Origin of the sequence: uncultured Eudoraea sp. (genome assembly GCF_947260015.1) — a bacterium.
Classification (GTDB): Bacteria; Bacteroidota; Bacteroidia; order Flavobacteriales; family Flavobacteriaceae; genus Eudoraea.
Window position 1 is genome coordinate 1 of the sequence record NZ_CAMYOM010000044.1, and the last position, 11,941, is coordinate 11,941.

At 36.9% G+C, this 11,941-nt stretch carries 14 protein-coding genes; 3 read left to right on the forward strand and 11 right to left on the reverse strand.

Annotated features, from left to right (window positions below; genetic code table 11):
• The coding region (locus Q0X66_RS14015) for an adenylate/guanylate cyclase domain-containing protein (protein ID WP_297707452.1) at positions 1 to 289 on the forward strand (289 nt) is incomplete at its 5' end.
• A gap of 238 nt (positions 290 to 527) precedes the next feature.
• A complete protein-coding gene (locus Q0X66_RS14020) occupies positions 528 to 1,172 on the forward strand; it encodes a hypothetical protein (protein WP_297707454.1) in 645 nt (214 codons plus the stop codon).
• 64 nt (positions 1,173 to 1,236) lie between these two features.
• Here Q0X66_RS14020 and Q0X66_RS14025 read toward each other — a convergent pair whose 3' ends face one another.
• The 11 genes from Q0X66_RS14025 to Q0X66_RS14075 form a co-directional block, all read right to left on the reverse strand.
• Entirely contained in the window at positions 1,237 to 2,652 is a 1,416-nt protein-coding gene (locus Q0X66_RS14025) for a transporter substrate-binding domain-containing protein (RefSeq protein ID WP_297707456.1), read from the reverse strand.
• 134 nt (positions 2,653 to 2,786) lie between these two features.
• A complete protein-coding gene (locus Q0X66_RS14030) occupies positions 2,787 to 2,915 on the reverse strand; it encodes a hypothetical protein (protein ID WP_297707458.1) in 129 nt (42 codons plus the stop codon).
• Between the two features lie 77 nt (positions 2,916 to 2,992).
• Positions 2,993 to 4,558, reverse strand: coding sequence for an aryl-sulfate sulfotransferase (locus Q0X66_RS14035; RefSeq protein ID WP_297707460.1), 1,566 nt, complete (start codon positions 4,556 to 4,558; stop codon positions 2,993 to 2,995).
• Positions 4,559 to 4,843: 285 nt separating this feature from the next.
• Positions 4,844 to 5,548 (reverse strand): hypothetical protein, encoded by a 705-nt coding sequence (locus tag Q0X66_RS14040; protein WP_297707462.1) that lies wholly within the window; start codon positions 5,546 to 5,548, stop codon positions 4,844 to 4,846.
• A 290-nt stretch (positions 5,549 to 5,838) separates the two neighbouring features.
• Positions 5,839 to 6,048, reverse strand: coding sequence for a hypothetical protein (locus Q0X66_RS14045; RefSeq protein ID WP_297707464.1), 210 nt, complete (start codon positions 6,046 to 6,048; stop codon positions 5,839 to 5,841).
• Positions 6,049 to 6,396, reverse strand: coding sequence for a hypothetical protein (locus Q0X66_RS14050; protein ID WP_297707466.1), 348 nt, complete (start codon positions 6,394 to 6,396; stop codon positions 6,049 to 6,051). It lies immediately after the preceding gene.
• Positions 6,393 to 6,728, reverse strand: a complete 336-nt coding sequence (locus Q0X66_RS14055) for a YtxH domain-containing protein (RefSeq protein WP_297707468.1) — start codon at positions 6,726 to 6,728, stop codon at positions 6,393 to 6,395. Before Q0X66_RS14055 ends, Q0X66_RS14050 begins: the two co-directional genes overlap by 4 nt.
• Before the next feature lie 173 nt (positions 6,729 to 6,901).
• Positions 6,902 to 7,600, reverse strand: a complete 699-nt coding sequence (locus Q0X66_RS14060) for a DUF481 domain-containing protein (RefSeq protein WP_297707470.1) — start codon at positions 7,598 to 7,600, stop codon at positions 6,902 to 6,904.
• A gap of 541 nt (positions 7,601 to 8,141) precedes the next feature.
• Entirely contained in the window at positions 8,142 to 8,987 is an 846-nt protein-coding gene (locus Q0X66_RS14065; RefSeq protein ID WP_297707472.1) for an alpha/beta hydrolase, read from the reverse strand.
• Between the two features lie 404 nt (positions 8,988 to 9,391).
• On the reverse strand, positions 9,392 to 10,261 hold the full coding sequence (locus Q0X66_RS14070; RefSeq protein WP_297707474.1) for an SDR family oxidoreductase: 870 nt from the start codon (positions 10,259 to 10,261) through the stop codon (positions 9,392 to 9,394).
• Between the two features lie 88 nt (positions 10,262 to 10,349).
• Positions 10,350 to 10,727, reverse strand: a complete 378-nt coding sequence (locus Q0X66_RS14075; RefSeq protein ID WP_297707476.1) for a group III truncated hemoglobin — start codon at positions 10,725 to 10,727, stop codon at positions 10,350 to 10,352.
• Between the two features lie 647 nt (positions 10,728 to 11,374).
• On the opposite strand from Q0X66_RS14075, the gene Q0X66_RS14080 reads away from it, so the two are divergent.
• Positions 11,375 to 11,941, forward strand: a 567-nt coding sequence (locus tag Q0X66_RS14080) for an alpha/beta hydrolase-fold protein (RefSeq protein WP_297707477.1), incomplete at its 3' end; no start/stop codon positions are given.

Genomic DNA, 11,941 nt, shown 5'->3' on the forward strand with positions numbered 1-11,941 from the left:
TCAAGACAATATTATGCCTTATGAAATCCGTATTGGGATTAATACGGGCCCTGTTGTAGCAGGAGTAGTGGGCACCCAAAAATTTGCCTATGATATTTGGGGAGATACTGTAAATGTTGCTGCCCGGATGGAAACGAATTCAGAAACCGGCAAAATTAATATCTCTGAAAACACCTATGAATTGATAAAAGAGGAATTTGAATGTGAATATAGGGGCAAAATGAAAGTTAAAAATAAAGGCATGATGAAAATGTATTATGTAATTGAGCCAAAACTTCAACCCGCCTGATAAAAATAAGTAACCTTATTAGAATTATGGCAGCTTGCCTGAGTCACGTATTTTCTGAAATGCAGGGACCATTTGCGGCATCTACTAATAATTCGATTTATTGTTCCTTCTTAATGGCCTAATTTTAATATGAGAGAAGGTAATTCTTTCTTATATTGCCAAAGGTTTTTAACCTTCCCCTTTTCTTTATCATTTATTCTCAATAATCTGCTCTTGCGTAAATAAGATTTTCCTTATAATGAGAAAAGCAGGAGTTCATATAGTTGTTCAAGGTTTTCGTTTTCTTCTTTTAGTTTTTTTGGCTGGAGCTTGTTCCTCATCACAGACCAATTTTGAACGAGAGTACCGGAAGATATGGAAAGAGACCATAAAATCTGAAGCCTGGAACAGATCTTTGGAACAAGATGAATTTTTTGTAGCTAATGACACTAAAGAGTATTATTCAAGCACCGAAGATCCGGGAATTCTTGTGGGGGATAATTTTTCGGAAACCATTGCTAATGCGTCTTTTCAGGAAAAGTATAATTCCTTAATTTCCCGGGCTTATTTTAAGATCATCACAGAGGCCGAGGAAGCAGACTATCGTATTCAACAAGATTATCTAAGATTAAATTCTCAAAAAGGAGAAATAGGTAATCGTAATAATAGAAGCTTCCGTAATAATCTGGAGCTCGCAAGGAGAAGATATATTGCGCACAGGGAGATACTGGAAGGCCTTAAGTCCTGGAATGCATTTAGCCAATACGGCTCAGATGATTTGGAATTTTTTAAAGAAGAGCAGGCCGGTTCCGCATTTAGAATGTACCTCAATGGAGAAAGCGATGAGGACATAATTAATTTTCTGATCTATAAATTGGCTGATTTATACCATTACGAGGAATAGCCTGTAATTCAAAAATCACTTTAAGGACAGTCGATCTTAGTAATTGGTTTTTATTGTTGCCGGGTTAGTTTACTAAAGTACTATACAGATTATAGCGGTTGAAGATCTCTGTAACATAATCATAGGTTTCCGTTCCACGTACATATCCGTATTGAACCACCTCATTGTTGTAGTGTTGAGGATTACTGAGTGCAAGTATCATTTTATCAACATTAGCATCCCAGGTGTATTTGTCCAGGCCGTTTAATTCTGCAAGGTTTTGGGCATCTTTTACATGTTGGTAACCGCAATTGTAGGAAGCCATAGCAAATTTTATCCGTTGCACTGAATCCTTTACCATCTCAAAATTTCCGGATAGTTGTTCCAGATAAGCGGCTCCCCCCCGTAAACTTTCCTCCGGATTTTCTCTGTCCTTAACTCCAAGTTCTTTGGCAGTAGATGGCATCATCTGCATTAAGCCTTTAGCGCCTGCCCAGGAACTGTCATTCGGTTGAAACTGGGATTCCTGATAAACTAATGAAGCCAACAGTCGCCAATCCCATCCCAATTCTTTGGCATGTTCTTTTATTTGTTCATCATAAGCGCTGATCTGCTGATTATTAAGACTGTAAAATTCACTTTTTGCCCGCCGATTAAAGCTTCTTTTATTTTCAAAATACTTGTTGTAGATAACATAATAATCAGAGCCCTTTTTTTCTTTTTTAATCCACTTGTTTATGGCCTCAAGTAATTCAGGAGAATTTTTCCTGACGGCCCAGGAAATACGTTGAGAAAAACTTACAGGGATGCTTACATCTAAAATAGGGTAGTGTGAGGCGTTAATCTTTGCCAGATTCCCATCGGCGACAGTGTACTTTATTTTTTTATCTACTACCAGTTTAATGATTTCATCTGTTGAAAGAGCACCCTTAAGCGAATCTATTATTATATTGCCCCCAATTTCCTTAGAAAGATTTAGCAGCCTTTTAAAATAAGAGGAATTTTTTCTTACACTTACGGTGTCCCCTATGAGTTCAATAGGATCCTGAATCATGGCTTCCTTTATATTATCAATCGTTAGTTTACGCCAGTTATCTGGTTTTCTTTGTACTAAAACTTGTTTGGTAAGGTATAAATAGTCAATAAAAGCAACCTCCTTCTTCCTTTCCTGGGTAATTGCTAATCCATGTGCTACAAGATCTACGCTGCCATTTTTTAACTCATCCAGCATCTCATCGAGATTCCTGGACACCTTTAATTCCAATTCCAGGTTTAATTGTTTGGCAAGACGTTGTAGTAAGTCATACTCATAACCCATGGTTTGCCCGCGATACAAAAAGTAGCTTGTAGCACTATAGGCAATCAGGACCTTTAGTTTTCCATCAGCCACAATTTCTTCAAAATCCCTACTTACTGCAGCCTCGTTAAGGTCCGATTTTTTCGTCTGGCAGGCACTCAGACAAAGGCAACAGATAATAAGAATTCCTATTCTTTTGGTCATAATTGTATATCCAGGAACTGCCTAAATATATAAAAGAATTTGATCATAGAACTTATAACGAATTTTTGCGCTCTCTGGGAAGGGTACTTTTTAGTAGATTTCTTTGAGCGAAAAGGCAGGAAAATTTATATCCGTTACGCATCCTCTTTGTCAGAATCATCTTTTTTGCCTTTTTTCATTTTTTGATAGCCCATAAGTAACCGCACCCCGAGTCTTGCGAAAAGGATTATTGCAATTACCATTACTACATCAACTCCATTCATAGTATACTATTAAAATTAAACTAATATTTAACTACGGAGCTAGAATATTGCAAATAGGCAGTTATAAAAATACTAAATCACTCTTTCTTATCTTCTTCAGGTGGTGGTGGTGGCATCACAAATGGCTCGGGTTGAGGATCTATTGGTTTTAGTTCTTTTCCCTCCAAAGCAGGATGATCTGCAGGTATAAAAGTCGCCCTAAAAGTACTATAGGTCATTCGCATCATATTTCTGGGTTCACCATTGGGTTTATGTATGTTGCCGCGATAGGGCACTAAATATTCCCAAACTACTTCCCTGTCTGGTGTAACTTCAAACAAACGACCTTTGGGCCCTTCATTGATAAACGTATTCCCATTTTCCATACGATGTGCCCCTGAAATAAAACTCCCGTAAAATGAGATGGTATCTTTGGCTACATAGTTCCATACAGGTTCTTCAGGTCCGAAACGGCCATTGGATAACATTTCATAATTGCCATCTTCTGTCATAACCGGATTTAATTCATGTATAGCTGAGTAACTCAGGCTATCCGGCCCCATTGGGATAGCATTGTTATAAAGGGTAAGATTTCCGGCACCTGGTTTCCCTTTTTCAATCCAGCGAATATCGTGCTGGTAATAAAGCTTCCGGTCCGTGGAGTCGCCCTGCATGTAATTTTCAGGATTACCCCATCGGTACAGTAAATCTCCTCCTCTTCCACTTTTTCCTCCCCGGTGACCGGCTGCTTCCTCGGTTGTTACGCTATGGTCAATTATATAAACTTCACTCAATTCAGGAGAGCTAAATGCAATCTGATCCAGTTCAGGATTGTAATTTAAAGCGTTAAAATGGTAAATATCTGAATGCGGATTATCAAGAGTAAGGTTTCTTCCACCCCGTCCCATGGCTTTTAATATGTCCAGACTATCCTGGGTTATACGAGCAGGAATGGAATCACCGAGATTAAAATTGAATAATTCCGGATGTTCTTGCGGATTTCCATAGTTGGGCTTGGTTTCATCAAAATCCTGAATCAAATGGTCTTCCACACGCCACTCCCAAACAATTTTAAAACCTCTGGCACCTTGCGGTTCTATTTCTATAATTTTTTCCATCCATGGCCCGGATCTTGGAATATATTCTGGTTTTCGTCCAAGGGCAAGTGCATATTCATAAGATGAGGTTTCATAAGCCAAAGCCAGGATATTTCCATTGGGCATTACCGCAAAATCATGATGTAAAATTTGTGTAGTATCTGCGTATTCAAAATCCCACAACATTTTTCCTTCCCAGCTTATTTTTTGTATCCTTCCATAAGGCCCACCAAATCCAAATACCGGATAATCAGGATCATTAGCGCCTTGTAGAACGGAACCGTCATCCAAAAGATAGGTGTTAAATGCAGCATAACTCCCCTTCCATTCATGAACTACTTCTCCATTTCTGTTGACCAGGTACGTATATGGCGAATTAGAAGGTGAAAACATTGCAAAACCAGGCATCAGACTGTCTGACTTAATAGTCAATCCACGCGGAATATAGTGCCCGAACATATTGCGGTCCTTTTTATCGGCCGACTCCTCATCAGGTTTTTTATCACCACAATTAGAAAGAAACAAAATAAAAAAAATGATACTGAAATAACTTAGAATTTTTTTCATGCACTTGGTTGATTAATTTAATTAATAACTAAAAATAGGGATTAAATTCCATAGACTAAAAAGGAGTATAATTGTCTTTTTTAAACCAAGTTTCATCATTATTTCAATTTGTGATTGTAAAAATCTTTACATCCAAAATTAATGATATCAGATTTTTCTGAGCTTGGTTCTTATTTATGTACAATAGGACGGAACTAAATCTTTAAGGAAATAAGAGGATGTTTTGATTCCAACAATACAGAAACCCCCTCATATAGAAGGGGGCTATGTTTTTAATATTGTTTTTTACCATTTACCTAATAGGATTCTTGTCCCGGTCCGGATCACTTTTACTCCCCCATTGGTCTCACCAAATTCTTTCCAGGCTTTCTGGCGGGCATCAACCTGTTCGGGGGAAAGAAGACCATCCATGCCACCCATTGCAGATTTAAAATCTTTATAACCCTGGATTACCATATGGGTCTCCCCATCCGGAGAACGCCCCGAAGTAAGTTTCCCTAAAACGGTCAGCCTGGCGTCCGAACTAAATTTTGAAAAGTATTTTTTCCGGGCAGTTAAAAAGGCGTCAGTATCATTGACATGAAGATAGATATAATTTTGTATGGGATATAAGGTGTCCAAAGCGCCATAAGTTGAAATTATTGTTCCCATGGAAGAGCTGAACGAATCTTTAATAAGTTGGTTTACCCTGGTTAAAAACAGATCCCATGCATCACTTTGAGTCCCGGAATATTGATTCCCCATAGCATCCAAAGAACCAGAAAACCCTATGGAATGGCTATAATTATTGCCACTGTCATTAAAGTGGTTTTCAAAAAAACGAACGGTAACACCATCCTTTTTATGCTCTTTAAAATAATCTTCGACTAATTTTAAAACGGCTGCTTCATCTTTAGGTTCTACATTAAAATTGTAATAGGTCCAGTAGAAATCCTGTGCATTTACTGAAAATGCAAAAAATAGAAATAAATAAAGTACTAAATTTTTCATTTTATTATGTTTTAGGTTAATTAATTGCGCTTAAGCTAAAGCGAACAATTTTATTGTTTTTCAACAAAGGGTCATAGTAGGATGGGACGAAGGGTGGGTTTTATTGTCCGTATTAGCCTAATTATTTATCGATGGAATTCTGATTTGGTCATTTATTTGATTTTTTCTCTTTACAGGAAGTCAAAAAGAGGAAACAAAGGAATAATGCGAAGACCAAACTCTTTATAACAATTCAATTTTGGGCTGGTTCTTTAAACCTAGCCACAATTGAACTAAAATGAAAATTATTCTTATTTTTTCTTTTTAAACAGTAAACGTATAAAATAAAGAATACCATATTGCTTCGCTGAAGATAAAATAGGTCCAAACCAGTTATAAGGTTGTATACTCTCTTTAAAATCTTCTTTAAGACCCTTTATTTCTTCCCATGCAATCTGTCTTTCAAGACTCAGCCGTTTTAGCGCATGATTTATTTCATCTTTATTTTTATATTGTCTCATTTAATCGAAAAATTGTTTAGACATTGACCGAATAATCAGGTTTTCTATTCGAGATCTAAAGGCATAGACAATAGCTCCAACGGCACATAAAATACCCGCACTAATCAAACAGGCATAAACCATATTTCCAATAAGGTTGCCCAATGCTAAAGTACCGGCAACTATCAACAAAATAATTACCAAAAAGCTCAGGCTGCCCACTATGGCCGCTTTGCAGAACATTGCAGTAGTGGCAGTGAGCTGCTGAAAAACTTTAAGTTCGTAATACTCTTGTGTCTTCGTTAAATACTCTTCACCAAGGTTCATAGCTTTATTTGAAGTCTGGTCAAGGGATTCTAGTACGCTCATTTAGTAGATTTCTTTAATTTCCTGTTTTTAGCCTTTAATTCCCTCAACTTTTTTTCTAATGCAGAAATAATATCTTCCGCCTTAAAACTTGCATTGGAGATTAGACCCTCAATTCCATTTTCCAGGGCACTCGGATCAGAGCTTAAAGTGTCCATAACCCTTTCTTTAAGGTCTGCGGCAGTTTCAGACAGATTGGCCTGCGCTGTAGCGGCTTCGTCGGCCAATTTTTTTCTTGTTACTTCTCCTTTATCAGGCGCAAAGAGTACCCCTAAGGCAACGCCAATGGCTGTGCCCGCAATTAAACCTATTAAGGTATTTCCAGAATTATCCATATTTTGAAATTTAGATTATTTAGGTGATGAACAAATAAAGATACAACTTTGGGCCTAATACTTACTATGGTATAATTGAAATAATTCAATGTATTTTACCCGCAACGCTTGTAAACTAAAAGGAATTAAAATTTTCTTTTTGTAAAGATGGTAAATAATTAATCTTTAAGCCATCAAATGGTAATTCCAACGCCAATATAAATAGTCGAAGTGAATTGTGATCTGTTATTAGGAGTCTGGCTGTCAAAATAATAATAATATGAGGTATTCACATTTATTTTTTCACTAAGCGGAACTTCAATTCTTAGCTGTTCGGAGAGGTTATAATTACTAATATCTTTATATAGGGGCTGATAATAGAATATATTGGTAATATTTATTTTGCTCTTTGGCAGCACAGCTGAAAATGACAAATAGGTATTATTCCTGTTGTTATAAAACTTTTGGTTTAGCGTATCGCTTATTTCAAGTTCATACATATAGGAATTTCCTAAATACAACCTTATATGGTCACCTATTTTTACCTTAAATCGCAACCCTGCGCCTAACAGATGTCTGCCGCTTACATCTAATAATTGATTGCCCTGACTTTGAACAAAGGCTTCAAGTCTTGTTACACCGGTAAGTCTATAATTAAATCTTAGATGCAGAAGCCAGCTATTTGAAAAATCCTCTCCTTTGGAACGGATAAGGCCAAAATTGCCTAGCAAAAAATATAATTTCCGAAAATCCTTTGATTTTAGTTGGGCGTATAGGGCATCATTTACTTCGAAGATATAGTTCCCGTCATTATTGTTGTACCTGAATGTAAAATCATTACTTAAAACAAATCTTACAGTATCGGTTTGCATTCTGGCAGACTCTATATTCACTACTTGCGCATAAAAGGAACTAACCCCCAAAAACAAAAAAACAAAAAAACAAAAAAGTAATCGCATATAGGTATAATGGTTGTCGAGCTAAAATAGCGGTTTTTATTCATCTAAATAACCATGAAGCTAAGATTAAAAAATGTACTAAAGCCATAGTAAAACAAGACAAGGAACTTCATATGGATTTATACTATAGGATAAGTATCTTTATTACTTTTCAAAATCACAGTTATGAAAACAGGCAAATAAGGTTACAGTGAACTTCATCGTACCACAGTAGGTATAGGGACCTGGGCTATGCGCGGAGGATATTGGAAATTTGGTTGGGGACCCCAGGACGACACCAATTCTGTAAATGCAATAGAAGGGATTTTGGCCTGGCGGATAAATCACCGATAAAAAGCCTCTAATGCTAAGCTCTTGTTTTAATTAACTTAACCTCAAGACTCTATTTTTTAAACCAATTTTCATATTAAAGAAGTCAATATAAAAATCTGCTGAAATTTTAATCTATAAGATGCATTTTGTCGTAAATAGGTAATTATCTGTTCAACCACATCTTAATTGTTCTATTTATTATTTCAGGTTTATCATGGTGAACAAAATGTCCGGCCCCTGGAATTGTAACCAGCGTTAAGTCATTTTCCACCCATTCCCAGGTATTATCAAGGGCCCCTGCAAGAAGGAATTTATCATCAAGTCCATGAATAAGTAGAACAGGGGCTTTAACTTTAACTACACGAGATCGATCCAATTTATACGGTTCCCTGGGATAATTTTGCTTATAGTAATTAAGCATAGCTTCAAAATCTGAGCGGTTAAGTGCCTCGATATATTCTTTTTCATTCATATTATCGCTTAACATCGACGTTAATTTCTCAGCGGTGAGATATTTACTTGCCCCTTCCATTTGAAAACTTCGGGCATACTGACTGTTTTTTTGTTGTTCAGGATTCGTCGCCAATTCGTGTCTTAAGCCCCTGGGATGCGGAGAGTTCAGAATTATTAGTTTTTCCACGACTTGCGGTTTCATCATGGCTAGCGCCCACGCAACAGCGCCACCCCAATCATGTCCAACGAGAATAGACTTTTTGAAACCTAAATGATGTACCACGGAGATTACATCACCCACTAAAAAGCTAATGTTATAGTTTTTTTCTCCCTTTGGTTTGTCGGAGAGATTATAGCCCCTCTGATCAATAGCCACAACATAATAATCGTTAGATAAGCTATCCATAACGTCCTTCCAGGAATACCAGAAATCAGGGAAGCCATGAATGCAAACTATCAAAGGGTTCTCGTTAGAACCCAGGGCGGCAAAGTGAATGCTAACACCACTGGAGTCCGCGTATCCATGTTCAATTCTTTTTTTTATATCAAGTTCCATACTATTAATGAGTTAACAACGCTGGGTTTTATCATTTTTTTCTATTCCTTAAAATTAGTAGCGTTACTATGTAAATTCTATTCTTTGTTCTTCAAGGTTTCTTTTTAATTGCTCTATTTATTTTTACGCCTCTTTTTATTAAAAATTAAATTTTTGGGTTAGATGCATCATAAGGATTGATATAAGTTTTAGTTTTAACTCCATCTATGGTGTTGCGAATTGTTTTTTTGTTGAGGTCATAAAGTGTAAATTTTGAATAGAAGACACTATTCAGGTGATGATTCCTGCCATGACTGCCTGCCTGTTGAAATTAAACCCGCCTTAGGCGGGTCTAACGATAGCTATTAGATATAAAATTTTACATGCAGTTCTTCTGCGATCAGTTTTTTGGGTTAATTGAATTTCTAAGCCGCAGGGCCATCACAACCTGCTAATCCCATCGATTCGAGACTTGCTTTTCTAAGAGGTTCTACCGCATCATTCAATGCCTGAAAACCAAAGTCTAGTCCGGCAATGGTCCTTAACGGACGGCTACCAGCTGGACTATTGATTAAATCTTCAAAAATTTTCACAACAATCATCGGATCTGTAGGAGCATTTGGGTCTTCGAACATACCCTCTACTTGTTTCCCAAAGCCCTCAAAAAATTCTCCTACATGTTTATATGCTGTGGCGATATCATCATCAGTAGCCGGAACTATGTTTCCGAAAAAATTTGTTGAGAACGGTCCTGGTTCCACAATCACAACATCAATACCTAATGGAGCCAATTCATAGCGCATTGCTTCACTTAACCCTTCCAATCCCCATTTACTTGCATGATAGACACCAAACCCTGGAAAAGCACCTCGTCCGGCAATGGAACTAACCTGAATAATTAATCCGGAATTGCGCGAACGCATACCGGGCAGCACAGCTTTAGCAGCACGAAGTGTACCTACTATATTTAAATCTAATTGATCTAAACATTGAGCTGATGAGAATGCCTCCAAAGCTCCACCAAAACCAAGTCCTGCATTATTAATCAGAACATCCACGACAGGAATCTGGTCTACCGCAGATTTAACACTGTCATCTGAAGTTACATCCATTTCTAATACCTCTAATTTGACCCCCTTGGAATTTGCAAAATCCTTCAATTCAGCAGCAGGAGCGGCATTTTTCCCATTGATATTTCTCATAGTGGCATAAACATGATGGCCTTTTTCCGCAAAATATTTAGCTGAACTAAAACCGAATCCCGAACTGCATCCTGTAATTAGTATTTTTTTCATAATTTGAATTATTAATAGTTCTATGTATGTTAATTTCCGGGAATTTAGCAAAAACTTTTTATAAACTCCTATAGGATTATTTTCGAGTTTAATTATCCTTACTAGCTGTTTTATATTTCATAAGATCTGCTATCATCTTAGCCCTTTTTATTGCCTCAGAAGCCCTGTCACCTGTAAAATTTTCATTAACCGTTTGATTCCAAAGCAATAACCACCTTTCAAAATGCTCTGATGTCATGGGCTCCTTTTTACTAAGCACAATATGTTTAGTCATGGGATTCCCTTTGTACTTCATGGTATCAAATAATATGGTTTCCCAGAAATCATACATAATTGGAAAATGCTTTTTCCAGTCTATATGCACTATTTCGTTAAAAAAGAATCCTATTTCTTCATCTTTAAGAACCTTAGCGTAAAACTCGTTTACCAAATGTTCTATATCCTTCCTGTTTTCAATGTCTTTCATTTATCGACTAAACTAAATAAACTTTTAAATTTCCAGAATAAATTTCTGTGTAATAAGCAATCGTTACCTTCTCTCTAACTCCACAGCTCTAATAATAATATGTTCGTAAACATCTCTACACTGGCCAATCACCTCAAGAACCACTTTTTTTTGATTTTCATTATGAGATAATTCTGTTCAAAGGCCCCTGCAAATACTTTAAATCGTATAGATTTGTAAAACTTCTTTTAAGCCTTAATGTTCTTGACAATAAGGCTTATTGAAAATGCGCCTAATTTCATTTTGTTTTCCTTTTGCGTCAAATTTATTGTTGAATTTGGTCAATTTGTTTAGTGGGGTTTCTTAAATCAGCTAATTGATTCGCCTGTTATATAATCGTCGTGTTTTTATTTGTCAACATAGAAGTTACTAAATTTAAGCGAATTAAAGATTCGCAATAAAGAAGTGGGATATAGCACATGATTATTGCCGCATCCATGGATTTAGGCTTAAGAAAAACATAGAAGAAAACCGAGCATGTATTTTGAGCAGAATTTCCTTCTCGGTTAGTGAATTAACTAATCCCCATCTCATTGTTCATATATTCCCAACAAGATGCTGAAATTTGAAATCATATTGGTGTATTTTCGTTTTTTAATAGACATTTTATGACGATGACCGACTTTCAGCCTAACATTGAAGTTGTAGAAGAAGCCTACGAGATTCCCCAGTTAAATGCCACCAGAAAGATATCCGCTCTCTTACCATACGATTATTATAAAACCGATAAACGCTACCCTGTTCTCTACCTGCAGGACGGCCAGAACCTGTTCAATCCGCTAGCCCCTTTTGGCGACTGGGCTGTGGATAAGTCAATGGCCAAGCTTGCGGAAAAAGGATTCAGCGATATAATAATTATTGCTATAGACCACGGAGAAGAGGAACGGATTATTGAATACCTTCCATATAAACACCCGAAGTTTGGTAAGGGGAAAGGCAAGTTTTATATCGAGTTTATGCTCAAGAAACTTATTCCGTATGTCAACAAACAGTACAGAACCCTTCCTGATTTTGAACACACCGGTATTGGGGGAAGTTCTATGGGCGGCTTAATTAGTTTTTATGCTGGCCTCTCACACCCGGAGGTATTTGGTAAATTGATGATCTTTTCACCCAGCCTCTGGATATCCAAAATGATCTTTGATCATACCAGATCATTTGAGCCTCTCGAAAAA